Annotated in this window: 25 protein-coding genes; 3 read left to right on the forward strand and 22 right to left on the reverse strand. The window is 46.9% G+C overall.

Annotated features, from left to right (window positions below):
- Positions 1–34: 34 nt before the first annotated feature.
- A complete protein-coding gene (locus tag DHBDCA_RS14315) occupies positions 35–421 on the reverse strand; it encodes a GntR family transcriptional regulator (RefSeq protein ID WP_015044950.1) in 387 nt (128 codons plus the stop codon).
- 185 nt (positions 422–606) lie between these two features.
- On the opposite strand from DHBDCA_RS14315, the gene DHBDCA_RS14320 reads away from it, so the two are divergent.
- The gene (locus DHBDCA_RS14320; RefSeq protein WP_015044951.1) at positions 607–1158 is read left to right on the forward strand and encodes a hypothetical protein; all 552 of its coding nucleotides are present in this window, start codon (positions 607–609) and stop codon (positions 1156–1158) included.
- 39 nt (positions 1159–1197) lie between these two features.
- On the opposite strand, the gene DHBDCA_RS14325 is transcribed toward DHBDCA_RS14320, so the two are convergent.
- Positions 1198–1971, reverse strand: coding sequence for a metallophosphoesterase (locus DHBDCA_RS14325; protein ID WP_242824927.1), 774 nt, complete (start codon positions 1969–1971; stop codon positions 1198–1200).
- Between the two features lie 173 nt (positions 1972–2144).
- Here DHBDCA_RS14325 and hflX point away from each other — a divergent pair, with 173 nt between their 5' ends.
- Positions 2145–3950 carry a GTPase HflX gene (gene hflX / locus DHBDCA_RS14330; protein ID WP_015044953.1) on the forward strand — a complete coding sequence of 602 codons (1806 nt, stop codon included), beginning with the start codon at positions 2145–2147 and terminating at the stop codon, positions 3948–3950.
- A 53-nt stretch (positions 3951–4003) separates the two neighbouring features.
- Here the strand turns inward: hflX and DHBDCA_RS14335 are convergent, their stop codons facing one another.
- The 6 genes from DHBDCA_RS14335 to DHBDCA_RS14360 all read right to left on the reverse strand — a co-directional run bounded on the left by DHBDCA_RS14335 (position 4004) and on the right by DHBDCA_RS14360 (position 11026).
- Positions 4004–4945, reverse strand: a complete 942-nt coding sequence (locus DHBDCA_RS14335) for a 1,4-dihydroxy-2-naphthoate polyprenyltransferase (RefSeq protein WP_015044954.1) — start codon at positions 4943–4945, stop codon at positions 4004–4006.
- Between the two features lie 66 nt (positions 4946–5011).
- Positions 5012–5641, reverse strand: a complete 630-nt coding sequence (locus tag DHBDCA_RS14340; RefSeq protein ID WP_015044955.1) for a LysE family translocator — start codon at positions 5639–5641, stop codon at positions 5012–5014.
- Positions 5642–5643: 2 nt separating this feature from the next.
- Positions 5644–6879 carry a nickel pincer cofactor biosynthesis protein LarC gene (gene larC, locus DHBDCA_RS14345; RefSeq protein WP_015044956.1) on the reverse strand — a complete coding sequence of 412 codons (1236 nt, stop codon included), beginning with the start codon at positions 6877–6879 and terminating at the stop codon, positions 5644–5646.
- Positions 6880–7049: 170 nt separating this feature from the next.
- On the reverse strand, positions 7050–9374 hold the full coding sequence (gene secA2, locus DHBDCA_RS14350) for an accessory Sec system translocase SecA2 (RefSeq protein WP_015044957.1): 2325 nt from the start codon (positions 9372–9374) through the stop codon (positions 7050–7052).
- A gap of 72 nt (positions 9375–9446) precedes the next feature.
- Complete coding sequence (locus tag DHBDCA_RS14355) at positions 9447–9770, reverse strand: hypothetical protein (protein ID WP_015044958.1); 324 nt, start codon at positions 9768–9770, stop codon at positions 9447–9449.
- Positions 9771–10054: 284 nt separating this feature from the next.
- The gene (locus DHBDCA_RS14360; protein WP_015044959.1) at positions 10055–11026 is read right to left on the reverse strand and encodes a methyl-accepting chemotaxis protein; all 972 of its coding nucleotides are present in this window, start codon (positions 11024–11026) and stop codon (positions 10055–10057) included.
- A 266-nt stretch (positions 11027–11292) separates the two neighbouring features.
- On the opposite strand from DHBDCA_RS14360, the gene DHBDCA_RS14365 reads away from it, so the two are divergent.
- Positions 11293–11742 carry a helix-turn-helix domain-containing protein gene (locus DHBDCA_RS14365; protein ID WP_015044960.1) on the forward strand — a complete coding sequence of 150 codons (450 nt, stop codon included), beginning with the start codon at positions 11293–11295 and terminating at the stop codon, positions 11740–11742.
- Positions 11743–11975: 233 nt separating this feature from the next.
- Here DHBDCA_RS14365 and DHBDCA_RS14370 read toward each other — a convergent pair whose 3' ends face one another.
- The 14 genes from DHBDCA_RS14370 to cbiD form a co-directional block, all read right to left on the reverse strand.
- A complete protein-coding gene (locus tag DHBDCA_RS14370) occupies positions 11976–12602 on the reverse strand; it encodes a precorrin-8X methylmutase (protein WP_015044961.1) in 627 nt (208 codons plus the stop codon).
- Positions 12603–12667: 65 nt separating this feature from the next.
- Positions 12668–13936: a bifunctional cobalt-precorrin-7 (C(5))-methyltransferase/cobalt-precorrin-6B (C(15))-methyltransferase gene (locus tag DHBDCA_RS14375; protein ID WP_015044962.1), complete on the reverse strand. Its 1269-nt coding sequence runs from the start codon at positions 13934–13936 to the stop codon at positions 12668–12670.
- The gene (locus DHBDCA_RS14380; RefSeq protein ID WP_015044963.1) at positions 13924–14319 is read right to left on the reverse strand and encodes a sirohydrochlorin chelatase; all 396 of its coding nucleotides are present in this window, start codon (positions 14317–14319) and stop codon (positions 13924–13926) included. The genes DHBDCA_RS14375 and DHBDCA_RS14380 overlap by 13 nt, the downstream gene beginning before the upstream one ends.
- A gap of 88 nt (positions 14320–14407) precedes the next feature.
- Entirely contained in the window at positions 14408–15685 is a 1278-nt protein-coding gene (hemL, locus tag DHBDCA_RS14385; RefSeq protein WP_015044964.1) for a glutamate-1-semialdehyde 2,1-aminomutase, read from the reverse strand.
- A 30-nt stretch (positions 15686–15715) separates the two neighbouring features.
- A complete protein-coding gene (gene hemB / locus DHBDCA_RS14390; protein ID WP_015044965.1) occupies positions 15716–16702 on the reverse strand; it encodes a porphobilinogen synthase in 987 nt (328 codons plus the stop codon).
- Positions 16703–16730: 28 nt separating this feature from the next.
- Entirely contained in the window at positions 16731–18230 is a 1500-nt protein-coding gene (cobA, locus tag DHBDCA_RS14395) for a uroporphyrinogen-III C-methyltransferase (RefSeq protein WP_015044966.1), read from the reverse strand.
- Positions 18231–19127, reverse strand: coding sequence for a hydroxymethylbilane synthase (gene hemC, locus DHBDCA_RS14400; RefSeq protein ID WP_015044967.1), 897 nt, complete (start codon positions 19125–19127; stop codon positions 18231–18233).
- Between the two features lie 77 nt (positions 19128–19204).
- A complete protein-coding gene (gene cobK, locus DHBDCA_RS14405; RefSeq protein ID WP_015044968.1) occupies positions 19205–20536 on the reverse strand; it encodes a precorrin-6A reductase in 1332 nt (443 codons plus the stop codon).
- The gene (gene cobJ, locus DHBDCA_RS14410) at positions 20533–21261 is read right to left on the reverse strand and encodes a precorrin-3B C(17)-methyltransferase (protein WP_034379285.1); all 729 of its coding nucleotides are present in this window, start codon (positions 21259–21261) and stop codon (positions 20533–20535) included. Before cobJ ends, cobK begins: the two co-directional genes overlap by 4 nt.
- A gap of 8 nt (positions 21262–21269) precedes the next feature.
- Positions 21270–22511: a glutamyl-tRNA reductase gene (gene hemA, locus DHBDCA_RS14415; protein WP_015044970.1), complete on the reverse strand. Its 1242-nt coding sequence runs from the start codon at positions 22509–22511 to the stop codon at positions 21270–21272.
- Positions 22501–23559 (reverse strand): cobalt-precorrin 5A hydrolase, encoded by a 1059-nt coding sequence (locus DHBDCA_RS14420; protein WP_015044971.1) that lies wholly within the window; start codon positions 23557–23559, stop codon positions 22501–22503. Before DHBDCA_RS14420 ends, hemA begins: the two co-directional genes overlap by 11 nt.
- Entirely contained in the window at positions 23556–24341 is a 786-nt protein-coding gene (gene cobM / locus DHBDCA_RS14425; protein WP_015044972.1) for a precorrin-4 C(11)-methyltransferase, read from the reverse strand. Before cobM ends, DHBDCA_RS14420 begins: the two co-directional genes overlap by 4 nt.
- The gene (cobI, locus tag DHBDCA_RS14430; RefSeq protein WP_015044973.1) at positions 24338–25039 is read right to left on the reverse strand and encodes a precorrin-2 C(20)-methyltransferase; all 702 of its coding nucleotides are present in this window, start codon (positions 25037–25039) and stop codon (positions 24338–24340) included. The genes cobM and cobI overlap by 4 nt, the downstream gene beginning before the upstream one ends.
- Positions 25036–26232, reverse strand: coding sequence for a cobalt-precorrin-5B (C(1))-methyltransferase CbiD (gene cbiD, locus DHBDCA_RS14435; protein WP_015044974.1), 1197 nt, complete (start codon positions 26230–26232; stop codon positions 25036–25038). Before cbiD ends, cobI begins: the two co-directional genes overlap by 4 nt.
- Positions 26233–26236: the final 4 nt, after the last annotated feature.

The following is a 26236-nucleotide window of genomic DNA, read 5'->3' on the forward strand; positions in this document are numbered from 1 at the left end:
CTTAGGGTCTTGACATATTACCGAAGGACTTATCTTACTTTGCCGGGGTCATATCGTCATAGACGTTCTTTAATATTTCTGTGATTTCAGCAAGGCTTAAATTCAGAAGCCTGCTTTCCTTGACAACGTCTTTCAACATTTCTTCAATCTGTTTTCGTTTATTTTCGATCCTTGCCTCACAGTTTTGCAGAGCAACAAAAGACCCTTTTCCCGGAACAGAGTAAATAAACTTCTCCCGTTCCAATTCCTCATAGGCTCTTTTGGTTGTAATGACACTGATACGCAAATCCTTCCCAAGCTGCCTGATCGAAGGAAGCATTTCCCCCTCGATCAGATCTCCCGCCAGGATCAATGTTTTGATCTGATTGATGATTTGCTGATAAATCGGTTCTCCGCTCATGTGTGAAATAATGATATTCATGCATCATCCTCGTTTATTTAAAGCTAAACCCGGACAAGAGAGAGCATACTGTGTATATATAATATATACAGTATGCTCTCTCTTGTCAACGATTCTTTATTGTCCGTTTCTTTCATAAAATTCAATAACCGTTTCAAAAGGCACTAATAAAAAGATATGTAAGACTATGTCGGAAAGGAGTAGCTATGCAGATAAAAACATTATTAAGGACCGCATGTGCCGTGGTTGTTGCCTTGCTAATCCAATATCTATATCTGGAAGGACCGGCAATTGCATCCTTCCAAAACGACCGGACGTATGAATATCAGGTGGATAATTATGCAGTCAAAGCACAATTTCCAGCTACAACTGAAGTGCATTTGACTCCCGACAAAGGAGAGGAAATGCGTCTGAACATCTATTTTACGGACAGTAAACTCAGCTTCAGGGGATATCTCCAGATCTGGCGGGCAGCCGACCTTGAGCATTTCCTTCAAGACAGCAAAGCCAGAAGTACTTATAACTTTATAAGTTATGTTCTAAAACGTACGTCCTTAAATCATTGGAACGGATTTGAAGAAAGCTGGTCAGCTGATTTTGGCGAAAATGTTATAAGCTCGCAGGAATACTGGCTGGAATTGAATGACAACAACGAAGTTGTCAGAATCTCCTTTTTTACGGATCAAGCTTTTTTCCCGGACAGCACGAGCAACGCCATTCGTTCGATCCTAGATTCTATATCTGTCAAAAATCACTGATTTGTTTACTGCTCATCTTGTTAACTCACTCGTACCGCGTCAACTCACTAGTTTCACCAGCACAATTTCTGGTCTGCTGCAAAACCTGAACGGGAAATGGGTACTTTCCCCTAAGCCGCAATTGATGATCATACTTGTGTTTTTATACTGAAACTCTCCATAATCATACTTTGGAAACAACGCTTGTCCCGGAACATAAATAGCCCCGAGCAGCGGCAGCCTAATTTGTCCACCATGCGTATGCCCGACAAGCACCAATTCTATGTCATCCCCGGCTGCTTTCGTTAAAATATCGGGAGCATGAGCCAGCAGTATTTTCGGGGCCTGATCGAATATCCGGCCTGTGGCCTTACGCAAGTCATCCCTGTACGTATACGGATCATTGACCCCGACGATCCAGATATGGGAATTCCCGATGCTGTACGTATACGCCTCGTTTTGAAGAACATGCACTCCCTCATTAATCAGAGGCTCCCGGATATGAAACTGATAACGCCATTCGTGATTGCCCGACACAAAGAAAATCGGTTTAGGACGAAGCCCTTGAATCAATTCCCGGCCGGCGGTGAAATCAGCATTATCTTTATCAATGAAATCACCGGTAAGTGCGACCATATCAAAGCTGAATTGATGGACCAAATCAAGCAGGGTCTTTTGCTCCCGGCCATATCTTTTGCTATGCAAATCCGTCAGATGCAGAATCGTGAATCCCTCAAATTCTTTGGGTAAGTTGGCAATCGAAACGCGGTACTTGGTTACAGCAACTGAATGCCGCTCGTAATATAGAAAAAAGGTGGTTCCGATTATCCCCATTCCACCTGCAATGAACTGACGGCGAGTCAAATGATATTTATGCAGAAGATGACCTCCCTCCACCCCGGCCGTTCCTCTATCTTTTAGGGAATGACTAGATTCAGTGATATAATACTGTTATTATACATGCTCAATGTCTTCTTTCCTAATCTTACCACAGGGAGGAATTGCCTTTGCTACAGGTTAACGGTGAAATAGAAAGTATAAAAAACAGTATTCTTGAAAAATTAAACAGTTTCTATACTTACCAAATCCCTAGAGACCATTTGTGGACACAGGAACTCATTGAACAACTTGCCGAAATCTCTTCGCAGGTGAACAAGGAAATTGCCGTGTATGCCGACCGCAAAGGCCGGATCACCGATGTCAGCATAGGAAATCACAGTACCGTGAAGCTGGCTGAAGTGGAGCAGAAACGCAGCCTGCAGCGCCTTTCGGGCACCCGCTGTATTCATACCCATCCCAAGAGCAGCGGTTTATTGTCTTCCATGGACATCAGTTCTCTGAAGCAGTTGAATCTCGATGCAATGATCGCCATCGGGATCCGGAATAACCGGGCTGAGGACCTTTATGTCGGCATTCTGTCACCCACGACCATTGAGGAGGTCAATATTTTCGGACCCCTTTCGGCTGATATAGATGACTTTGCGTTGCTCTTTCAAAATATCGAAGATGCCGACAATATACTCAGGAAATTGCCTGCAGAAAAAGCCAAAACAAGTGAACGTGCCATACTGGTTGGACTGCAGACACGGTACAGCAGAGACCTGTACGGAATCAGTGAAGCAGAAGTCTCGTTTGCCGAGCTTGAAGAGCTGGCCAAAACAGCCGGGGCCTTGATTGTTGGCCATTTAATGCAAAAAAAAGAAGCCCGCGATTCCTCAACGATCATCGGCCCGGGCAAGCTCGAAGAACTTCAGCAAATGATTCAGACACGCCAGGCTGATCTGGTTATCTTCGACGAAGAATTAAACGGCACCCAGCAGCGCATCCTCGAAGAAAAGCTGGGGTTGAAAGTTCTGTCCCGTACAGGCCTGATTCTGGATATATTCGCCCAGCATGCCCGTTCCAGGGAAGGAATCCTGCAAGTAGAGCTAGCCCAGCTCGAATATAGACTCCCCCGCCTGACAGGAACCGGTGTGGCGCTTTCCCGTCTTGGAGGCGGCATCGGAACAAGGGGACCGGGTGAAACAAAACTGGAAACCGACCGTCGTCATATCCGCTCCCGGATCGCTCATCTGAGAGAACGCCTTGACGATATCCGTAGACAACGCGGTGTTCTCCGCGGAAACCGCCAAAAAAACAATATCCCGGTTCTGTCCATTGTCGGTTATACCAATGCCGGGAAATCTACCCTTTTAAATGCGTTGTGCGGCTCGGATGTCTTGGCCGAGGACAAACTGTTTGCTACGCTTGATCCGACAACCCGCAAGCTTCCCTTAAATAACGGCAGTACGGTCCTGCTTTCCGATACGGTAGGCTTTATTCGAAGACTTCCGCCTAATTTGCTCGATGCCTTTAAATCAACCCTGGAGGAAGTCGTATTATCCGACCAGATTTTGATTGTGGCTGATGCTGCTGATCCTCAGGTCGAAGACCACATCTGGATTGTCGATGAAATCCTGGCAGAACTTGGTGCAGGCAGTAAACCGACCCTGATTGTCCTCAATAAAGTTGACCGTTTGCATCCGGACAACCGGATCAGCTTGTGGCGCGAAACTCGGCCTGTTGTAGAAATTTCTGCTTTGCAGAGGAGCGGGTTGGAAGAACTGAAGCAGGCCATCGAGAAAGAACTGTTCAGTGACCACATTCGGGTTAGTCTGGAAATTCCTGTTTCCGACGGAGCCGCATTGGCCTGGCTATATGCGAATACGAAAGTTCTTGAAGTCGTCTATGACGAACAAGTTACCCACGTCGAAGCGGAACTCGCCGCTTCCTTACTGAGCACTGTGGAGAGGTATAGAGTCTCTGCTCCATGATAGCACTGTTCATGCCTCTGAACCGGTAGCACTGCCTTTCGCTTTTCGTTATATTACAGTTGACTTACGGCTACTTCAATTAACAAACCAATGGTAAGCAGAATCCCAAAAAGTGTATTGGTCTGAGCCACACTTTTCATTCCCGGCATCATTTCAGCCGGGAATTTTTTATTGCGGAATCCGTTCAAGGCCTGAAGAGCATTCGGAATACTCAGCAGGACCAATAGTGCCCAGACAGGCAGAACGCCTGCCAGGGTAAGTACAACTACCCAAAGATTGGCCACCAGGAACATTCCCGCCATGAATTGTACAGCCCTGCGGTGTCCCAACAGAATGGCGAGTGTATGACGCCCGTTCAGCTGATCCCCTTGCCGGTCACGTATGTTGTTGGACATCATGATTGCTCCGATTAGAATCAGATTCGGAACAGAAATTAAAAAGACGTCCCAGTTAATGCTGCCGGTCTGAACAAAATAGGCAATCAAAATAATTCCTGATCCCATAAAGAGCCCGGCCAGCAATTCTCCAAAAGGGGTGTAGGCAATCGGGTAAGGCCCACCTGTGTACAAATAACCGACAGCCATACAGCCCAGGCCAATCAGGGCCAGCCACCAACTGCTGCTACTGCAGATGTAAATACCCAGCAGTGATGCAATCAGCAAACAAACCAAAGCCAGATTTAGAACTGTCCCTGCTTTTATTCCGTCCCTGGTGATTGCACCGGCGATGCCAACGGATTCCGCTGTATCCAGTCCCCGGATAAAATCGTAATACTCATTAAACATATTCGTGGCTGCCTGGATTAAGATTGAAGCAATCAGCATTGCCGCTACCAGTCCCCAGTTTAAGCCGTCTCTAATCTGCCAAGCCAGTACCGAACCAATCAGAACCGGTATGAATGAGGCCGTAAGGGTGTGCGGACGAAACAGCCGCCATAAAACCTCCCTGCGGTTTGATTGCATCTTGGCCCCCGAAGAGGATGATTTCGTTTCCATTATGATTGCTCCTTTGATTTAGTCGATGATTATTCATTTCCTCATCATTCATTCGAAGTTCGTGTTTTATCTTGTGCTGGTCAGAAGCTTAAAGCCGAGTGCTCCAAAGATGGTCGCCGAGACAATGTTCATAACCATGGAAAACCTGGGCTTCTTTAAAATCCAATTCCCTAGAGATCCGGCCGAGTAACCGATAAGCCCAAAAATCAGCGCAACAAGCCCCATAAAGATAAGCCCTAAGAATATCATCTGCAAAGGAACGCTGCCAAATTCAGAATTGACAAACTGAGGCAGGAATGCCAGGAAAAAAAGGGCAACTTTCGGATTGAAAGCATTCATATAGAAACCTCGCAGCAACAGGCCGCGGTGACCGGACCCTTGTTGGTCAACACCGGAAGTCAGCGGGTCATTCCGATGTTTGATCGCTTTATATGCCAAATAAAAAAGATAAAGCGCCCCGCAGGTTTTAAACAGAACAAAGGCGACTTCTGACGTCTTGAATATGACAGATAGCCCCAGCGCCGCGGCCAACGTATGAACCGAATTACCCAGCGTCAGCCCGATTGAAGTAAAAATGCCTGCCTTCTTTCCCTTGGCTATACCCTGGGTTATCAAAAATACAATGTCCGGACCGGGTGCCAGGATCAGTACAATGGACGAGGTAATAAACAGCAGGACCGCAGATAATGAAAACACGTTCAGTTCTTCCTCTCTTGATCTAAAGCTCTGGATCGATTGCCTTTGGGCAGCAGCCTGTAAACCTCAGCATAGATTTCGCTTAAGGGAAGGTCATGCTCCCTGGCAAGTCTTTTACAGTCTTCATATTCAGGTTTCGATTTGATTCTTTCCGCATCCAAATAAGAACATTTTACGTTGACCGGACCGTGCCGGGTCTGCACCAGCATATTCTCCCGGCGGAGCATCGTTTTTTCAACTGGATAACTGCGCAAGCCAATCGCCGATGTTTCCCGCAAAATAACTTCCCCGACAGCTGAAATCCCTTCCTTGTTGACTAAAGCGCTTAATTTTGACCCCGGTCGCCCCTTCTTCATGATCACCGGCGTTTTAAAGACGTCCAGGGCTCCGGCAGCAACCATCTTTTCTTCAATATATTCATAGAACTCCGGATTCATATCATCAATATTCGTTTCCAGCATCCACTGTCTTTCCTGCTGTCTGAATCCGGGAGCAGTCTTTTCCGCTCTCTCCCCAAGATACACCCGTAGAATATTGGGTATTTCCAAATCCCGCCGGCCAATCCCATAACCGGTCCGCTGAATGATTATATCCGCATTGTCCGTATATTCTTGAACATTCGCAGCCAGAATAGCCGCTCCTGTAGGCGTCGTCGTCTCAAAAGGCACGATTCCGGTCTTTACCGGGACACCCTGGAGCAGCTCTGTTACGGCTGGTGCCGGAACTGGAAGCAGGCCGTGCTCACAGCGCACAAATCCACCACCAAGTTCCACACTGGAAGCGACGATCCTGTCAGCTTGCAAGTATTCCAGGCAAACAGCCGACCCGACAATATCAAGAATCGCATCCACAGCCCCGACCTCATGAAAATGGACTTGCTCGGCCTTTATTCCATGAACCCTTGCTTCCGCATCCGCCAGAATGGCAAATGTCCGGATGCTTCTGTCTTTCACAGCTGCTGAAAAATCACTTTCCCTGATCATTTTAGTGATATCAGCCAACGTTCTCGCCTGCTGGCCGGAATGGTGGCTCACGGAGTCTTCAACCGTTATCTCTACGCGTGTGCCTTCAATTCCATGTTTGCTTTCAGAACGGATGTTCATTGTATATTGCTCATTGATTTGAAGTTTAGCCAGCTCAGCGAGCAGATGATCCTCTGGGACGCCAAGATCGAGCATCGCTCCGAGATTCATATCTCCACTTATGCCGCTGAAACAGTCATAATAGATTACTTTCATCAGCCACCTCTTTTTACAGTTGCCACTACATTCGTTCCCAAAAAATCCCGCGCCGGCAATAACCGTTGCTCTGTCCATAACCAGCTGGGCGTTGCGTAAGATCCTAAATACTCAATTCAACATTCATTTGAATAATCCTTGTGATTTCTCGCAGAATTGTGCCGCCAGAATCATAAAAAGTTGTTCCCGTTCTCATTCAGAAGATAAGTCCAGGTTACTGAAGGAGTTTGCAGGACTTCTTCTTCGTGCACAATTCCGTTGTGATCAACTTGAATGATATGAAACGCACTGACAATTTCCGTCTCAATTCTATCGGACAATTCTCGAAAGCCTTCCATAGCAATGCGGTTAAACTCCGTCAGCGGATTTTTTTTGCCCAGCGCTACCAAATAAATGCTCTCCCGGACATCGGAGATATAGGCAAGATATTCCGCCCAGCATTTATCCAGATAATGAAGCGTAAGCTGTTTTTCAATTTTTTGCATAAGCTTTGTTCCATATTTCTCAGACAAAGACAGATATCTTTCCGTAGCTTGAAGCTGCAAATGATTCAACACCGTTTCATCTCTTAGGATCCGAAATCTTTTCTCAACAACGATCCGCCGCTGGTGCTCAATCATCGAAGAATACTCCCACAACTGTCTCCGGATATCTTCATGATATCCCTCAATCATTCTGATTCCTCTCGTTATTTCGAGTCTGACAACAGGATCTGAAACGGGACCTTCCTGATCCTGAGGACAATGGTCTTGCGGAATAAAGCGGGCAAGCTGATAATTCTTGATCAGTTCATCTTCCAGACTGATAAAGAATCTGCTTTCTCCCGGTTCACCCTGTCTTCCAGCTCTTCCCCTGAGTTGATTGTTCACCCTGCGGCTTTCAAAAAGACTTGTTCCGATGACATATAAGCCTTTGGCAGTCATCACTTTTTCTTTTTGTTCTTCCCTGGCTCCGCCCAGCTTGATATCGATACCTCTGCCGGCCATATTCGTGGAAACCGTAACTGCTCCTGGTTCTCCGGCCTGCGCAATGATTCCGGCTTCCATTTCATCGTTTTTGGCATTTAAGATCCTGCATGCGATTCCCGCCTGACGGAGGTCAGCCGCCAAAGACTCCGACTCTGCGACGCTTCCTGTTCCGACCAGTATAGGCCTGCCCCGGAGATGTACCCTGTTAATCTCTTCGAGCAATGCTTTTTGCTTGGTTTCCCGGCTTGTAAATATCCAGTCTGGATGATCTATACGGATACACGGCCTATGGGTGGGAATGACAACAACTTCCATGCCGTAAAATTCGTTGAATTCACCGGTTGAGGTTACGGCCGTTCCTGTCATTCCGGAAATCTTCGGGTATAAGCTTAAAAAATGCTGCAGCGTGACTGATCCCAAAATCATCCCATTCTTCCCCGAATTTATACCTTCTTTGGCCTCCACGGCTGCCTGAATGTCCTCGGGCCAGTGGCGTTTGTCGGCAATACGTCCCGTATATGGATCGATCAGTTCGATCCTGTCGTTTCGGAGAATATAGTCCGTATCCCTTTTGAGCAAGACCTCTGCATGCAACGCGCAGTTTATCCTAGCCAGCAACTGAAGATCTTGGGCCTGGTAAAGATTACTTTTGTTCAGCATTCTTTCTACATGCTGAAGTCCGCTGTCAGTTAAAAAGACATGATTGCCGTTCTGGTTCAATTCAAAATCCAGGAAAAGCCGCAATTCTTTCACCAGTCCGGCGAGGTGGGACAGATCCTCTCTGCCCCCGCTCATTTCTCCGGCAATCACCAGCGGAATCCGTGCTTCATCAATTAAAATTGAATCGGCCTCGTCAATAATTGCATAATGAAACGGGCGCTGAACCAGCTCCTGCTGCTCCAAACAAAGGCAATCTCGCAGATAATCAAAACCGGCTTCTTTAGCCGAGACATAGGTAATATCCGCCGAATAAGCCTTTTGCCGTTCCGTTAAAGCCATACCTTCCCTGACACATCCAACCGACAGTCCAAGAAGTTCATAGACCGGTCCCATCCAGCTGGCATCACGGGCTGCCAGATAATCGCTGAATGTGAGGATATGTACACCTCTTCCGGCTAAAGCATTCAGATAAGCCGGCATGACTGCTGACAGGGTCTTACCTTCTCCAGTCTGCATCTCAGCAATTTTCCCCTCATGCAATACAATCCCCGCAACCAGTTGTTCCGTAAAAGGAAACAGGCCCAAGACCCGGCGTGATGCCTCCCTGGCCAGCGCAAAAGCTTCCGGCAACAGCAAATCAAGCGAACTTCCGCTTGCGGCCCGGAATTCTAAACGTTTCCCGATTTCTTTTATTTGCTTCTCGTCTGCCTGAGCAAGTCGGTACTGTTCGATCTGTTTCAGTATGGCATCATAGGCTTTCAAATTATAGGTCAGCGCATACTCCCGCTGCCTCATAAATCGGCTGATTTGTTCCATCTTCGCTTTGAATCCGGCTGGATTAAGTCTATCCGTAAGAGATTTAAACATAAAAATACCTCTCTTTATAAACATACAGAAATTCCGCTGTCAGGAATTAATACCGACAGCCATCCCGGATCATTACAAAGAAAGGTTCCTGACAAGTTTCAGAAGATGGAACATAATAAGCAGCATCAGCGTAAAGAAAAAGACAATATCCAAAGATAGGGTAAAGTGGTTCGAAGCAATCACAAAAAAGGCCGTGAAAAGAACCAGACTTCCGCACCACATTTGACGCAGAAAACCGCTGCGAAGCGACTCGCTCTCAGCAATATACAGCCAGAATAACACCGGACAGGCTGCATAGGCCCGAGATTGTATCCCCTGTAAAATTGTTTTACGGATCATATTTACCGCCGGAATGAGTACTGAAATAATCAGCCCCAGGATGAACATATCCAACATTCTGATACCCTCTTTGAATCTTATTATACAAAATATCTTCACTTAAAAATATCCCATTAGAAAAAAATAATCCCGTAACCGGTAACTATAGGCCCCTACAGCGGCCTGATCTGCGCCAATCCGTGTATAAACATAGAAAGCCCTTGTCAGACGGCAGCCATATGCCCTGCACGACAAATATGCCCCAAAAGAAAGAACCGGAGAAAAATGAACAATAATATCAACAAACCCTAAGCATCTTCTTGCTTAAGGTTTGTTCTATGTGGAACATTCATAAATTGAGCTTATAAAGTCTTTGCCATCTCATTTAATTCTCCGCACATTGCGGTAATTTCCTCAATGCTTGCTGTGACTTGTTCCGTTGCTGCGGCCTGTTCCTGGCTGGCATGCAATGAACTTTTACTCATATCTCCAGCATCATTCACTTTGGCTTTGATGGTATCCGTTAATTCCTGGATCCGGGGAACAGTGCTCTTAGATTGTTCTGAAAGCTTTCTTATTTCTTCCGCCACAACACCAAATCCTCTGCCTGATTCCCCGGCTCGGGCGGCCTCAATTGCTGCGTTCAGACCAAGCATTTTTGTCTCGTCCGCTATTTCTTTTATGAAAACAGAAACCTTATTAATTTCTTCAGAAAGGCCGATAATTTCCTTAATATTGTTGTTCAGATTTTGTTCGTTGGAGTGAATACTCGTAGCCTCCGCTGCGAGCTCTTCAATCGCTGCAGAAATTGCAGACAAGCCGTCTTCAAGATTTCCTGAAATAATGCGCAGGTGTGCTGCTGTTTTTTTGGGGATAATGACTCCCAGAGAAGCGACTATTTCGTCAGGATTGTCTTCGTCAAAGAGCGGGTAATTTGTTTCTAAAACAGGGAAACCGTATATCTCTGCTCCACTTTCTTCTGAAATAGGCTTTTTCGTTTTGATGGTCCGGGAAGCAACATCTTCTTCCTGAATAATATGGCCAACAGGAAGAGACGATATATCAAATTTTCGAGAAGCCTGCCGGTAAACAACCTGAGTTAAATCCGTCATGTAAATAACCGAACCTTCATCGAACATTTCAGCCAAAACAGGGGCAAAATCCTTAAAGGCAGCAGCCACAGGGTGTAATTTCGGTAAAAAAACAGAAAATGTACCAAAAATATTGTCGGTATCATCAATAATTGGCATAGCAACAATGATGAGCCGTTGACCATAGACGGTCCGAGGAACATTCTGTGAGACTGTTTTTTTATTACGCACTGCATTCATCATCACGCCGTTGCTCTCAACATGATACCCAACCTCAAACGAATCTAAGCCATTATGACATGATTTATTTTTTTCTTAAGAGTGCTAGAGATAACATCATCCGCGGAGATGAAAAAGGAATACAACTGCTTCTCAGAAAATCCGGGGACTTGCTGTAGCAAACGCGGGCCTACGATGAGCAATATATTTTTTCCCTAAAATTAAATTGCATCATTACAGGCAGTATCTGCTGTCTTTACGCCATTCAGGGAAATGCTCCCTATGAACGGATGATGTCTCTGCTGGAGTGTTTTATTGTCAAGATAAATAAACAGAGTTCACCTGAAGAAATTATTATTCAAATGGTAGAAATCTCTAAAGTGTTTACACACGCCGTTTCTGTCTTAACCTGTAAGGAATTTTCGATCCATATAAACCGGGCCTTACAGTATATCAAACGTTATTATGCTGAAAAGATTACTTTAAATCAGCTGGCCAGGTATCTTAGCTTAAGCCCTTCATATCTTTCCAGTCAAATAAACAAAGAAACACACTTAACACTTGCAGGCAATATTAATAAAATCCGGATTGAGCAAAGCAAGGATCTTTTGCTGAATTCCAATAAGCCCATTAAGGAGATTGCTGATGCGGTGGGATATAACTATCAAAACCATTTTAATTCTATTTTTAAAGGCATAGTTGGGATGACCCCGCTAGAATTTCGAAAAAAGGGTTCTTAAGATAAATTAAAACATAGATAAATTAAAACATCCGGCACATTGCTAAATGCCCGGACGTTTTTTAGTCTCTATTATTAAAATTCTGGGAACAAGTCTTTTATTTATCCAGGTGTTATTTAATCTCCAATAGATTTCTTTAAGTTTCTTGCTTCGTGGCGTATACGCGGGCACACCTAACGGCTTACAATGTCAAATTGTCAAGGTGTAGGTGTTGTTTGACCATAGGTCAAAATTTAGAGCGAATAAAGAAGTGCATTGCAAATGGCTGCAGCAACATTGCTTCCGCCTTTTCGGCCTCTGGCTACGATGTAGGGAACGCCGGAAAGCATGATCAGCTCTTTAGACTGCACAACGTTGACAAAGCCGACGGGAACTCCAATCACCAGCACCGGCTTAATCTGTCCTGACCGAATAAGCTGGTCCAGTCTGATCAGTGCCGTAGGTGCATTTCCGACGGCGATGATCAACGGTTCCGGAATGGTACTGGCCTTCTCCATGCAAACAGCCGCGCGTGTGCTACCCTTTTCCTTTGCTTCCTGTGCTACATCCTGATCGGATATAAAGCAGTAAACCTTTCCGCCATATGCGCCTAGTTTGCCGGCATTAATTCCAACGCTGGCCATTTTTGTATCTGTTAATATCGATGCCCCATTTTTAATGGCACTAAGCGCAATCTGCACGACATTGTCGGAAAAACACAAGTTATGGACATAATCAAAATCCGCCGAAGTATGGATCACCCGCTTGATGATTGGGGCTTTCTCCATATCCAGTTGGATATCCCCAAGCTCTTCCGTGATGATCTCAAAGCTTCTTTTTTCAATCTCCTCTGGCAGTACATTTTCAAATCGATGCTCCATGATTATTTACCTTCCTACTTTTTCTGGGTTAATATTTGGGGGTGCATTTTGATTCATGTCTTATTTTAGCTTTCTTTATACGCTACGCTTACTCTGACAGGCCAGACCGATAACACAAACACCGGGTTCTGTCCCGTAAAGAGATGATAATTCGCCAGCTTTCTGGCCTTGGAGACCATTACTTGAACAATCTCCACGTCATAAACAGTCTGATCGTTATAGTAATCCATGGCTTCATTCAGGGTTTCCAGCGTAATTGCATTGATAACAATTCCCGCAACCGGGTTTTTGGCATAAACCATATCGAGTATTTCCTTCAAATTACCGCTGCTGCCGCCGATAAAAACCCTATCCGGTGGCGGAAGCTCTGCAATTCCGTCCGGTGCCGTATTTTTGATAACAATAAGATTTTTCACACCGAATTTCTCTTTATTCCTTTGGATGAGCTCTACCGCCTGATCTTTTTTTTCGATCGCATAGACAAATCCATCCGACTGCTGCAGTGCCATTTCAAGTGCAACAGAACCAGTCCCGGCACCAATGTCGTAGGTGATATCACCCTGGCGAAGACGTAGCTTAGAGAGAGAAACTGCCCGGACCTCCTGCTTGGTCATAGGCACATCACCACGCACAAACCATTCATCTGGAAGCCCATGCGTGATGCAGACCCGGTCCAGTGGCGTTAGATTCTCGATTATCATGACGCTCAGTGAGGCGAAAGGCTGTTCAATAAATTCTTGGGCAGTTCCGGTGCAAATCCTCTCATCCGGATAAAATAGGTTTTCACCAATACTGACTTTGACATGAGCTAAGCCGAAATCACAGAGTCTCCTGCAGATGGATGCCGGATTCTGGTCTCCACCTGTCAGAACAAATACCTTCCTGTTATTTGTCACTTTTCCAACGATATTATTGGCTCTGCCATGCAAGCTGCAGATCACAGCATCGTCCCAGGCAGTTCTGAGCTTCGAGGCAAAATACTGAAGTGATCCAATTCCGCAAATCAAGCGGATGTTTGGTGAAGCTACGAGGTTTTCAGATTCCAGTGTGCTGAGGAGCGACTTTGCCAGGCTGTAAAAACCAACATCTCCAGACACCAGAATAGAAACTTCATAGGTGCATGTGCCGGCCGATTGCAGCGTATGCAGAAGTTCCCTGATCTGCCGGTCATGGGTTGCATAATATAAATCTTTTCCATTTGCCAAGTTCATCAATCCTGCCAGGATACGCTTGTCACCAATCAGACATTGGCTTCGTTCTATCGCCTCCGCTGCCTCACGAGTCTGCTGCAGGAGATTGCCCGGACCCATGCCAATAATGTTTAGCCGCAGCATTTTGCGTCACCGCTCATTTCCTTTATCCGATCGACAACAATTTGTGCAAGTCTCTTATCTGCCCCCAAAGTTTGTCCAAAGCTGATTTTTACATTGGGGTATTCTTTCAAGAATCCATCAATTTCAGCCGGGATATCCTCCAGGATATGAACGCCGTCAAACAGGAAATACGGAATGACCTTGATTTCTGTAACTCCCCGGTCAACAAGTTTTTTCAAGCCAGTTTCCAGATTGTTAGCGGAGAACTGTAAGAACGCATATTCAATTAAATTAGTATTGAGTCCAGACTTCAGTTCTTCCTTAACCATCTCAATGATTTTCTGCAGCGTGTTTTCCGTTTCACTTTGTCTGCTACCGTGAGCTAAGATTAAAATTCCCGTCATTGCACTCTTCCCTTTCCAAAAAAATAATTCCTTAATTGAAGATTCTAACTTCATTTACTGGTGTTCTAATGAAATCGGATATTCAAATTTAGAGAGATCTTAAGGCCTTCTCTGCACACTCCAGCGTCCGGTCAATATCCACTTCCGTATGGGAATTAGAGACAAATATCGCTTCGAATTGCGCAGGGGCAAGATAAATTCCCTGATTTAGCATGGCACTGAAGAATCGTCCATACATCTTCGTATCACTGGTCAAGGCATCGGTATAATTATAGACTTCCCGTTCGGTAAACAACAGAGTGGAAAGCGAGCCAATACTGTTTACCGTCGCCTTTAGGCCTCTAGCTTTGATCAGTTCCCGTAATCCGTTGCTTAGTCTTGCTGAGAGACTATCGATATGCGTATAGATCTGCGGGTTGTTTTTAAGAATAGAAAGCTGAGCAATACCTGCAGCCATGGCCACAGGGTTTCCGCTTAAGGTTCCTGCCTGATAGACTCCTCCGCAGGGTGCGACCTGCTGCATAATTTCTTTTCTTCCACCGTATGCCCCGACCGGCATGCCGCCGCCAATAATTTTTCCAAAAGCCGTTAAATCCGGCTTAATGCCAAACAGTTCTTGGGCTCCGCCAAGACCAAGCCTGAATCCAGTAATAACCTCATCGGCAATGAGCAATGTGCTGTTTTCAGTACAAAGCTTTTGCAACTCCTGCAGGAAACCCGGCTTCGGCAGGACAACACCCATATTGGCAGGTACAAGCTCAACAATCACTGCTGCAACCTGATCTTTATTGTTTTCAAATAAGGCCTGCACACTGCCAATATCATTAAATACCGCCGTCAGGGTATCAACGGCGCATCCCGGAGGAACACCGAGGCTGCTCGGTACGCCGGAGGACATAACCCCTGATCCTGCCTTGACCAGCATTGCGTCGCTATGCCCATGGTAACAGCCTTCAAATTTTATAATTTTATTTCTACCGGTAAAGCCGCGGGCTGCACGCACTGCGCTCATCGTTGCTTCTGTTCCGGAATTGACCATCCGGATCATTTCAATTGACGGAACCAGGTCACAGATCAATTGGGCCATCCTGACCTCAGCTTCTGTGGCAGCTCCGAAGCTCAAGCCTCTTTCAGCTGCCGTCACGACAGCCTCCAGCACTTCCGGATTGGCATGCCCAAGGATCATCGGCCCCCAAGAGCCAATATAGTCAATATACTCGTTACCGTCTACATCATAGAGTCTTGCCCCTTTGGCACGGCTGATAAAGCGTGGCGTATCGCCGACAGACTGAAAATTACGCACAGGACTGTTGACTCCGCCGGGCATCAGCTGTTTAGCCTTTTCATATAATATTTCCGATTTCATAGCTTGTACCTGCCTTTTAACTGTTAAATCTTAACCAATTCTTCCTTCACTGATATACGCCGCAATCTCCGGTGCAAAATATGTGATTAGCATATCGGTTCCTGCCCGAAAAAAACTCACGGTCGTTTCGCAGATCATCGCGGCTTCATCAATCATTCCGGCCTTGGCTGCGGCCTTAATCATGCTGTACTCTCCGCTGACACTGTAAGCAGCCAGGGGAAGGTCAAATGTCTCTTTGAGCTTGGCAATCACATCCAGGTAAGCCAGAGCCGGTTTGACCATCAAAATGTCCGCCCCTTCCAGCACATCAAGTTCAGATTCCCGGACGGCTTCCCGCAGATTATGATAATCCATTTGATAAGTTTTCCGGTCTCCGAAAGACGGTGTGCATCCGGCTGCCTCCCGAAAAGGTCCATAGAAGGAGGATGCATACTTGGCCGAATAGGACATAATCGGTAGGGTCGTAAAATGGTGTTGGTCCAACGCTTCGCGGATGGCTTGTACCCGTCCATCCATCATATCGGATGGCGCTACCATATCTGCACCGGCCTGGGCATGGGATACTGCCACTTTGGCCAGTATTGACAGAGTGCCGTCATTATCCACTTCCTTGCCTTTTAATAGGCCACAATGTCCGTGACTGGTATATTCGCAAAGGCATACATCTGTAATGACATTAATCTGTGGAAAGCTCGACTTGATTTTCCGAACAGCCTGCTGCAGGGCACCGTTTTCGTTATAGGCCTCACTTCCGGTCTCATCCTTGCGACTGTGCTCCGGTACCCCGAAAAGCAGAACACTGCCGATACCAGCCTTGATGACGGTTTCCACCGTATGTTCAACCCGGTCCGGGCTGTAGCGCTTCTGGCCGTCCATCGCTTCGATATTTTCTTCAATTGCACTACCTTCCTTGATAAATATCGGGTAGATCAGGGCACTTTTAGAAAGACGAGTTTCACGTACCAACTCCCGGGTAACGTTGTCTTTTCTAAGTCTTCTAGGTCTGATCACTTCCATCGGTACCTCCTTTAGCTGCCATTTACTGCTACTGCGAGATTGCCTCAATCATACTGTCCAAAGTAGCTTTTTCGGCAATAATACACTTCATCCCGTGACTTCGGGCGGCTTTGGCTGTTTCTTCACCAATGCAAACTGCCGTCACCTTTGTAAAATCCAGCTGCGGCAGGGCATTGACAAATCCTCCTACTGTCGAAGCACTTGTAAATGCCGCATAATCAAAATCATAGGACAGGATTATTTCTTTTGAAAAAATACTGCTGTCCGATTCGTAGAACGTGTCATAAACCGGAATATCTTCATAGCAGATTCCCTCTTGATCAAAAATACGGTTCAAATCTTCCGAGCCCTCCCTGGCCCGTAAGACCAACACTTTTTCTCCAGGTGCCAGAACGTTGACGAGGCCGCTGGCAAGGCTGGCGACGTTATAGCTTTCCGGCATATACTCAATGCGAAGGCCGCGCTGGGTAAACACCTTGGCCGTTCCGGCTCCGATAACCGCGATCTTAATCCCGTACAGGTCACGGATGTCTCTCCCCATTTCGTACATTCTGTCAAAGAGAGCCTCTACGCCGGCCGCGCTGGAAAAAACAAGCCAGTTATATTCTCTGATCCGCTCCAGTGCAGCATTGAATGCTTTATTGTCGCTTATTGGTCTGGTTTGGATACATGGGAATTCCAAAGCTTCCCCGCCAAGATCTCGGATCTTCTGACTAAGGACGGAATTAAGTTTTTCCGGACGTGTTACCACTACACGTTTACCTGCAAGCGGACGCTTCCCTGCCCATTCGAAATTCTCGGACAAGGAACAGACCTGGCCGATTACGATAACAGATGGGTTGCGGATTTCCGCCTTTGCAGCGTCACCCGGCAGGTTGCCGACTGTCGTCAGAAGCTTGCGCTGTCTTGCTGTCGTCCCTCTTTCGATGACCGCCGCCGGCATATCCGAAGCCATTCCAGCATCCAGCAGCCCTTCGGAAATACTTTTGATCGCCGATACTCCCATCAGGAATACCAACGTTCCTTTCATGTTTACAGCAGCCTGAAAATCAATATTCGGAGTCTCGCCCTCTTTTGTATGTCCGGTAATGATATGCAGGGAAGAACAAAAGTCCCTGTGGGTTACCGGGATTCCTGCATAGGCAGGAACCGCGATGGCCGATGTCACCCCCGGTACTACCTCGAACGGAACCTGATGTTCCTGGAGCAGTTCCAATTCCTCTCCGCCACGTCCGAACATAAACGGATCTCCGCCCTTCAGACGAACGACTGTCCTGCCTTCCAGGGCTTCTTCCAGCAGAATCCGGTTGATCTCGTCCTGCGGGATACGATGATAGGTCGGTAGCTTGCCGACATCTATTTTTTTTACGTCTTTAGGGATTAAATTGAGGATTTCAATACCTACAAGCTTGTCGTAGATGACAACCTCTGCATTCTGAAGAACACGCAGCCCTTTTACGGTGAGCAGTCCTGCATCAGACGGGCCTGCCCCAACCAGCCAAACTTTTCCCGTTCTCTTTTGCTCCATTTATCTTACCTCCGCAAGTAGTCTCGTTGCCAATCTGTATCCTATTTCTGCCGCATCCCTGCGGTCGCCAGTCATGCTGCCTTTGGCCTTTTCACCGGTTTCAACATCGACATAGAGGCCGGTAATCCTGACTTGTGTACCATGCACTTCGGCGAATGCCGCAGCAGGTGAACTGCACCCGCCGTCAAGTTTTTGAATAAAGGCTCTTTCAGCCAGGGCTGCTGTCTGAGCATCTTTGTCGTTGATACACGCCAAAAAGCTGAGATCCTCGCCTTTTCTGCCCTGAATCGCCAGGATTCCCTGTCCGGCAGAAGGGATCATTTCCTCTGTTGAAAACACCCTACTGATACGGGTTTCCAGTGACAGCCGCTTAAGTCCTGCGAAAGCCAGCAGCAGAGCACTGAATTCACCCTCGTCCAGCTTTTTGAGCCGGGTAAGTACGTTGCCCCGCACAGGCTTGACATCTAAACCCGGATACAGATCTAAAAACTGGATTGTTCGGCGTGCGCTGGAACAACCAACAGCCTTTTCTTTGTCTAGATTTTCTATAGATCCTGTCCCCTGCGGCAGAACCAGTACATCCCGGGGATCTTCTCTTTTAGAAAATGCCGTAATCGGCAGGTCCTCCGGTATTTCTGCCGGCATATCCTTTAAACTGTGAACAGCGATATCAATTACACCTTGACAGAGGGCCCTGTCCAGTTCTTTCACAAAAAGGCCTTTTCCTCCTATTTTGTCCAACGTCTGTTCCAAAATAACGTCCCCTGTGGTCTTCATGGTAATAAGCTCAAGTTCCAGTTCAGGATGATTTCTCCGGATCTGCTCCATAACAAATTGTGACTGGATCACCGCCAGCCTGCTTTCTCGGCTGCCGACAATTATTTTTCTTTTTCCCATTCGGCTACCTCTATTCTCATTTAATCAAAAGTTACTTATTGTTCGTTTATTTCATTATGTTATTTATTGGTCATTATTTATTCGTCCAAGTGTTCATTCATGTATAGCCTCAGCTTCTCTGCTGTCTTCTTAGCCTTCGTGTGGTCTTCCCCGCTGGCCGTGAGCCCGATCACCACATTTCCCTTCCTTACCACTGCCGGGAAATAGAACGTACATAGCTCCTTACGATCTGCGACACTGACAGGGATTCCATACCGGGTGCATTCTTCGGCAATTTGACGGTTTACTTGTGTTTCATTGGTTACTGCCAGAACCAGGTCAGCCCCATTACAGTCCCCTTCCTGATACTTGCGACAGAACAAAGTGACTTTTTCATTACCTGCCAATTCTTGTTTAAGTTCCGGGACAAGTTCGGGAGTAATCACGATCATGTCGGCATTAAATGGCAGCAAGGTCCTGATTCTTCTTGTTGCAATCTTTCCGCCCCCAAAGACAACGATCTTTTTATTCTGAAGAGGAACAAAAAGGGGAAACCAAAGCTGATTCGAGTGCTTTTCCAGAGAATAGTCCCTGGCAAGCTTCTGCAAAATCTGTTCCTGGCTGCAAAATGTACACTGTTGCGCATCTTCTTTCTCATCTATTTTACCTGGATGTTCCAGTGTCTCTGGTTGTTCCGGCCGCCTGATGAGAACCACCGTAATTCCCAGCTCGCGCGCTGCTTCAATTTTTTCCTGGAATCCTCCGGTCTCTCCAGAGTCTTTTGTCACCAGAAATCTTGCTTGGGATGCTTTCAGCATGGCAATATTCAGCTCTTTGGAAAATGGACCCTGCATATAGCTTATATTAGACTTCTTAAAGCCCAGCTTCTCACACTTCTCCATTACATCCTGCATCGGAAGGACCCTGGCAAATACCCGCTCCTGATAGTCCTTGATTCCGGTAAACGTTTTAATCTCCTTGCTTCCGCAGCTCAGAAAAATGTTTCCGGTCTTATCATTTAATACCCGTACTGCATCCTCGCTGTTGTCTGCATAGATCATGTTTTCCAATATATTCGCGTCAAATGATGAATCATTCGGGACCAATCTACCCGGTTCCCTTTGCAGCCGGATGTAATCCGTTGCGGTTTCGCGGCAAGCTTCACAGATATTGTCTGTAACAATTCGGGCGTAAGGATGTGTTGTATCGATCACGCAGTCCGGCTTAACCTCCCAGATCAAAGCGATCATTTCCTCCCTGTTCAAACGTCCGGCCTGAATGTGAATATTTTTATCCGGCTGGATCAGTTCCCTGCCATAATCCGTGGCAACCGAAACATAGACTTCAGCATTGCTAAGACGCAGCTCATCAATCAGCTCCCTGCCTTCAGTTGTCCCGGCAATGATCCAAAATACCGGTTTCTTGATCATTTCTTATATCCTCTCGGCGTTACCAGTTTGTTATTAATGATCCTTGTCTGTGAATTCCCAATAATGACAGTCGTAAACATATCAACTTTCTTTTCTCTCAATTCAGTCAGACTGGAAACAATCTCATAATTCTCGCCCTCTCTACCGATGCTGCGGACAATGCCCGCCGGCAAGTTAGCATCCTGATGACGCATCACAATATCGCAGGCCCTTTTCAGATAATCGTGTCTTTTCATGCTCGATGGATTATAGAGCACAATGACAAAGTCTCCCTGAGCTGCTGCTGCAAGCCTAGCCTCAATCTTCTCCCACGGCGTTAATAGATCACTGAGGCTGATGACTGCAAAGTCATGAATGAGTGGCGCTCCGAGAACAGCTGCACCGCTGCAGGCTGCTGTAATTCCTGGTATCACTTCGACCTCGAGGAAAGGATATGGCTCTGCAAGCTCCAGCACGATTCCTGCCATGCCATAGACTCCGGCATCCCCGCTCGAGACCACAGCAACCGTTGCGCCTTCCAGCGCCTTTTCAACCGCGGTCCTGCAGCGATCCACCTCTTTCTTCATCGGCGTAGCAATTAACTTTTTATCTGGAAACTGATCCTTGATTAAATCGATATAAAGCGTATATCCGACTAAAATATCACTGGCCTTAAGCGCTTCCTGCGCGCGGTTTGTCATTTGCTCCGGTCCGCCTGGTCCTAATCCCACGACATATATTTTCATCGTCTGTCTTACCTAACTACTTTCTCTAAATTTGTAAAACATTCATCCCACAGATCTCGGTCAATGCTGTCCCTAAACCCAAACAGCACCGAACTTACTGCCTTTTCTGCCACTTGCGCCAACCTGTTTTCAAAGGATGCTTTGTCTTGGTCGCTTAAATTCAGGTACGCAAGATCTTTTTGCAAATTCCGGCATATCCTTTCCGATGTTGAATTGGATATGCTTTGCAGGAGCGGCAGATAACTGCGGATTTCAAATGATTCTATAAATTTGTCGATATGTTCATCAATAATTTCATAAGCCGCTGCTAAAGCATTCTGGTTTCTGAGCTCTGCCTTCCCTAGACCCAAATTGTCCATATCCAGTAATGTAATATTCTCCATATCTCCGACTTTCGGTTCGATATCCCTCGGTACTGCCAGATCACAAAAGATTCTTGGCCTATGATTCTGCGCCAGAGCTGAAATTAAGGCATCCGCTTTAATCGTATAATGTGGGCTGGACGTCACGCTTACCACCACATCCATGTCGGCTATCACAGTATGGCGTTTTTCGTAATCCACGCCCGTACATTGTTTCGGTAATAAATAAGCTCCGTGTTTACGCTGTCTTAAGGTGATCAAAACCTCCGCCCCGCAATCTGCAAGCTGTGCGGCGACAATCTTTCCCATCTCGCCGTTGCCAATGACCAGACACCGCTTTTCCCCCAAGTCAGGAAAGACTTCCTGGATCCGCTCCAGAGCTTTCGTTGCTACCGATACATCCGTCGTCGTCAGCTGAATCTGTGTTTTTACCTTCTTCGCTGAGGTTATGGCCATCTGAAAAAGTTTTTCCAGATAAAGGTCAGCAGTACCTGTTTCTCTGGCCTCTTCAATGGCTTTTTTAATTTGGGACAAAATTTGGCTTTCTCCCCAAATCTGGGACTTCAATCCGCAGGCAGTTTGAAAGAGGTGAACAAAGGCCTCACGGGACTGCCGAATAACAAATAAGCGCTCATATTTATCCCTGTCTTCTTTCTCAATTCGCTTCAGACCGTAGAGAATTTCTTTCAAATTAACTAGAGATCCTTCATTTTCGCTGACCCATAGCTCCGTACGGTTGCAGGTGGATATAATTACAGCGCCTTCCACACCATAATTATTTACAGCAGCCTCCATGGCCTGTCTGCTTTGAATCGGTGTAAAGGCAAACATTTCACGTTCCTTTAATGATGCTTTTTCATGATCGATCCCGATCATTCTAATATTCAAAGCTAACCCTCCATTCCTTCTGAGCAAGAGCTATTGTTACCCCATTCCCAGATACTTTTCGGCTAATCAGCCCTCCGCCTGCGCTTACCATTAAGGCAGCCCGCTCACAGACATTGCCGACACCGGTGATACTGCTTACAAATTCCGATTCTGTATACTTGCCTGGTACGGAAAGAAGTTCATCTGAACTAAAAAAATGCAGTGGCAGATTATTTTTTGCGGCAAAATCAAGCAGCCCCTGTTCTTTTGTTTTGAGGTCAATACTGGCAATACCCGCGATGGCCTGAAAGCTGATGCTATTCTTGCTCAACTGCTCAACGACAAGATCCTCAATACACTGCAGCGGCGTACCCCTTCGGCAGCCAATTCCGAGATACACCGTCCGGGGAACGATATTCAGCGTTATGGGATAGGGTTTTAATCTGTCATTCAAAGAAACACAAATGCCAATACCCATGTTATTTTCATTCTTCTCCAATAAACGCGGCATCTCTCCTTCTATGTCCAGCTCGCTATAAAACCCGACCGGCTTTTCTGCTAATAGTCGTGCCGAAATTTCTTTCGCTGCTTTCAGATCCGAAATCCAGGCGTCATGGAAAGCTGCCCATTCATCGACCGAAAAAAGCCTGTTTATATCCGTTGCAGTCGTTATCACAGGGATTGCATTTAGCGCTTCGGATATCCTGTCCGCCAGCATGTTGGCGCCGCCGATGTGGCCGGAGAGGAGCGGTATAACGAACCGTCCCTTTTCGTCAATACACAAAACAGCCGGATCTTTCGTCTTGTCCTGAACAAAGGAGGCAATTGCCCTGACGGCAATCCCGCAGGCCCCAACAAAAATTAGCGCATCTTTTCCTGCAAACTGTCTGCCTGTAAACACCTTTAAATCCGGGGCAATGGGCTCTGCCATGCCGGCTGTCTTGACGGTCCCGGTAAGTTTTTCCGGCTGATAGCAGGCGGTCTGATTGCCTTGTGAATCCAACAGTTCTTTTATTTTCAAGCTGAGAGCGACTCCATTGGCGGTAAAAGCCAGGATGCTTATCTTCATTTCAAACCCTCGGTCCAAGAAGGCAGTAGATCGTTTCCTTCCCGAAATTCATGCGTAAATGCCGGATCGTAAAGTTTAGATCTTTCGAAGTCGTTTCCCAAAAATCTGCCCACTAGAATCAAGGCCGTCTTCGTGATATTGTTCTCTTTGGCTGTGCTCGCCAATGTCCCTACCGTACAGCGAAACTGCTTCTCATCCGGCCAGGTTGCCTTATAAACGATCGCTGCCGGAGTGTCAGCGGTGTACCCGCCCTCCATAAGCTTGGCACTTAAGTTTTCCAGCATCCCTGTACTTAAGAAAATTGCCATGGTTGCCTGGTGCGACGCCAGGAGAGCAATGTCTTCCTTAGCCGGTACCGGGGTCCTTCCTTCCATGCGGGTGATAATTACAGTTTGGCTGATATCCGGCAATGTATACTCCTTCTTCAAGGAAGCAGCGGCTCCGAAAAACGAGCTGACTCCAGGTACGACTTCGTAATACAGACCCTCGGCATCAAGCAGATCCATCTGCTCACGGATCGCTCCGTAAATACTTGGATCGCCGGTATGCAGACGCACGACCAGTTTACCTGCCCGGGTGGCAGGAACCATCACGGCAAGTACCTCTTCCAGTGTCATCCCGGCACTGTCGTAAACAGCGCATTCCTTCTTTGTAACATTCAATAGCTCCGGATTGACCAGCGAGCCTGCATAAATCACAACATCGGCCTGTTCCAAAAGCGTCTTTCCGCGAACTGTGATTAAATCTACCGCGCCCGGACCGGCCCCAATAAAATAAATCATCTGACAATCTCCTTTTCTTTCACAATGATCGTGGAAAAATAGCTCGCTTTCCCCTCGGCTGCACCGATATCCTTTAAAACCCTCTCCGACGGCATCCCACAGCATTCCACCATCTGGGTATGCTTAACCAGATCTTTGCTGATAAGTTCTTCCTTAACCTTACCAAATTCCCTTCCTGACTTCATCAGCACCTTGGTTCCGCTCCAATCTAGGTAATCAAAGGACCCTTCATAGGATGCGGGGATAATGTGCAACGGCTGGGCGCCCTCGCAGAGAGGCACATTGAGCCTTGCTGCTACAGCACAGAAGGACGGGACCCCCGGAATCAGCCGGGCATCATAGCCTGCTTCCAAAACCCGGTTATGCAGATAAATATATGTGGAATAGATCGATGGATCCCCCAGCGTAAGAAAAGCCACAGATTTGTTTTGTTTGAGCTGGTCGATGATCTGTTCAGCTGCTTCCTGATGGCTTTGCTCCAGCATTTGGGCATCCCGTGTCATCGGCATGTAAAGTTCCAGTATTTCTTTTTTGGAGAGGTCCACAGCCTGTTTTGCAATATTCCAGGCGGTCATTTCTTTTTCATCCGTCCGCGGAACAGCAATAAGATCTGCCTCGCTGATGATTCGGACGGCCTTTAAGGTCATCAGTTCAAAGTCTCCTGGGCCTACGCCTATTCCGTATAATGCTGCTTTCATGATGGCTTCATCCTTTTTATTTTATTGACTATTTCATCCGCCTGCGGTGTTTTGCCCAGGATACCCTGTTCATTGGAATACAGGATCACACCGGCTTTCACCTTATTCTGCAGACGGTAATTCACATATTCATCAATTTTTAACATGATGGACTCAAATACCTGGCCTCTAAGCCCGTGCCGGTCTAATACCGTAACGGCCTGCGGTGCTGTCAGGCTAGCCATAATTTCTTTGACTGTCTCCTTCCCGGCGCCGTGTAAGGCAGCATGTACGGCGATAACTTCCATGCGGCAGTCCGCATAGCGGGAGTGGGTATTCATAATGCCCGCTGCCAGCTTGACCAATTTTCCGGCATGTCCGATCAGCAGCAGGCCGTCAAAGCCCAATTCCACGGTAAAATCCAGCATTTCACCAATATAATTGCTGCAGTGGATCAGAGAACTCTCCAGTCCCAGCGTGCTGCGGGCAAAAGTTTCACCGTAATTTCCAGGGCAGACCAGCAGATCTCTGCAGCCCTTTTCTTTCTGCTGATTCATCTCCAGCCGAATCGTATCGATCAGGGCCTTTTCGCTCATCGGCTCGACAATCCCTATTGTTCCCAGAATAGAGATTCCGCCGACAATGCCCAGCCGTGGGTTGAAGGTTTTTCTGGCAATGGCCTCCCCTTCCGGAACAGATATCGTAATTTCCAAGCCTCCCTCATAACCGTGCTCGGCACAGACTTTCGCCACCTCCGACATAATCATGCTTCTGGGAACAGGATTGATGGCCGGCTCTCCTATAGAACAGGCAAGCCCGGGCTTAGTAATTCTGCCGACGCCCTGGCCGCCATCGACCTGAATATTGTTATGGTTCGCTCTGGCAACCGTCGCGAAAATAAGGATGCCGTTGGTCACATCCGGATCATCGCCGCTGTCTTTTTTTACAGCACACGTCACCTGGTTCATGTCTCTCCGAACTTCCAGCACCTGCATCGCAACCAGTATTCCCTTCGGTGTCGCAATGGCTATTTCTGTACACAGGTCTCCCGAGAGCAGCATTACCGCCCCAGCCTTGGCAGCCGCCGCCGCACAGGATCCCGTAGTAAAGCCGCATCTCAGTCTCTTATTCTGTTTGATGACAAAGAGTTCACCGGATTGACTGTTTTGTGAACTGTTTCGTTCATCGTTTAGATGGTGGATGTCATGATTCATCTTT

The organism is Dehalobacter sp. DCA (assembly GCF_000305775.1).
GTDB lineage: Bacteria > Bacillota > Desulfitobacteriia > Desulfitobacteriales > Syntrophobotulaceae > Dehalobacter > Dehalobacter alkaniphilus.

Excerpts from the sequence above, each read along its gene's own strand:
- DHBDCA_RS14315 (WP_015044950.1), bottom strand. The coding sequence starts at position 421 with ATGAATATCATTATTTCACACATGAGCGGAGAACCGATTTATCAGCAA.
- DHBDCA_RS14320 (WP_015044951.1), top strand. The coding sequence starts at position 607 with ATGCAGATAAAAACATTATTAAGGACCGCATGTGCCGTGGTTGTTGCC.
- DHBDCA_RS14325 (WP_242824927.1), bottom strand. The coding sequence starts at position 1,971 with ATGGGGATAATCGGAACCACCTTTTTTCTATATTACGAGCGGCATTCA.
- DHBDCA_RS14335 (WP_015044954.1), bottom strand. The coding sequence starts at position 4,945 with ATGGAAACGAAATCATCCTCTTCGGGGGCCAAGATGCAATCAAACCGC.
- larC (WP_015044956.1), bottom strand. The coding sequence starts at position 6,879 with ATGAAAGTAATCTATTATGACTGTTTCAGCGGCATAAGTGGAGATATG.
- secA2 (WP_015044957.1), bottom strand. The coding sequence starts at position 9,374 with ATGTTTAAATCTCTTACGGATAGACTTAATCCAGCCGGATTCAAAGCG.
- DHBDCA_RS14355 (WP_015044958.1), bottom strand. The coding sequence starts at position 9,770 with ATGTTGGATATGTTCATCCTGGGGCTGATTATTTCAGTACTCATTCCG.
- DHBDCA_RS14360 (WP_015044959.1), bottom strand. The coding sequence starts at position 11,026 with ATGATGAATGCAGTGCGTAATAAAAAAACAGTCTCACAGAATGTTCCT.
- DHBDCA_RS14365 (WP_015044960.1), top strand. The coding sequence starts at position 11,293 with ATGATGTCTCTGCTGGAGTGTTTTATTGTCAAGATAAATAAACAGAGT.
- DHBDCA_RS14370 (WP_015044961.1), bottom strand. The coding sequence starts at position 12,602 with ATGGAGCATCGATTTGAAAATGTACTGCCAGAGGAGATTGAAAAAAGA.
- DHBDCA_RS14375 (WP_015044962.1), bottom strand. The coding sequence starts at position 13,936 with ATGCTGCGGCTAAACATTATTGGCATGGGTCCGGGCAATCTCCTGCAG.
- DHBDCA_RS14380 (WP_015044963.1), bottom strand. The coding sequence starts at position 14,319 with ATGACGGGAATTTTAATCTTAGCTCACGGTAGCAGACAAAGTGAAACG.
- hemL (WP_015044964.1), bottom strand. The coding sequence starts at position 15,685 with ATGAAATCGGAAATATTATATGAAAAGGCTAAACAGCTGATGCCCGGC.
- hemB (WP_015044965.1), bottom strand. The coding sequence starts at position 16,702 with ATGGAAGTGATCAGACCTAGAAGACTTAGAAAAGACAACGTTACCCGG.
- cobA (WP_015044966.1), bottom strand. The coding sequence starts at position 18,230 with ATGGAGCAAAAGAGAACGGGAAAAGTTTGGCTGGTTGGGGCAGGCCCG.
- hemC (WP_015044967.1), bottom strand. The coding sequence starts at position 19,127 with ATGGGAAAAAGAAAAATAATTGTCGGCAGCCGAGAAAGCAGGCTGGCG.
- cobK (WP_015044968.1), bottom strand. The coding sequence starts at position 20,536 with ATGATCAAGAAACCGGTATTTTGGATCATTGCCGGGACAACTGAAGGC.
- cobJ (WP_034379285.1), bottom strand. The coding sequence starts at position 21,261 with ATGAAAATATATGTCGTGGGATTAGGACCAGGCGGACCGGAGCAAATG.
- DHBDCA_RS14420 (WP_015044971.1), bottom strand. The coding sequence starts at position 23,559 with ATGAAGATAAGCATCCTGGCTTTTACCGCCAATGGAGTCGCTCTCAGC.
- cobM (WP_015044972.1), bottom strand. The coding sequence starts at position 24,341 with ATGATTTATTTTATTGGGGCCGGTCCGGGCGCGGTAGATTTAATCACA.
- cobI (WP_015044973.1), bottom strand. The coding sequence starts at position 25,039 with ATGAAAGCAGCATTATACGGAATAGGCGTAGGCCCAGGAGACTTTGAA.
- cbiD (WP_015044974.1), bottom strand. The coding sequence starts at position 26,232 with ATGAATCATGACATCCACCATCTAAACGATGAACGAAACAGTTCACAA.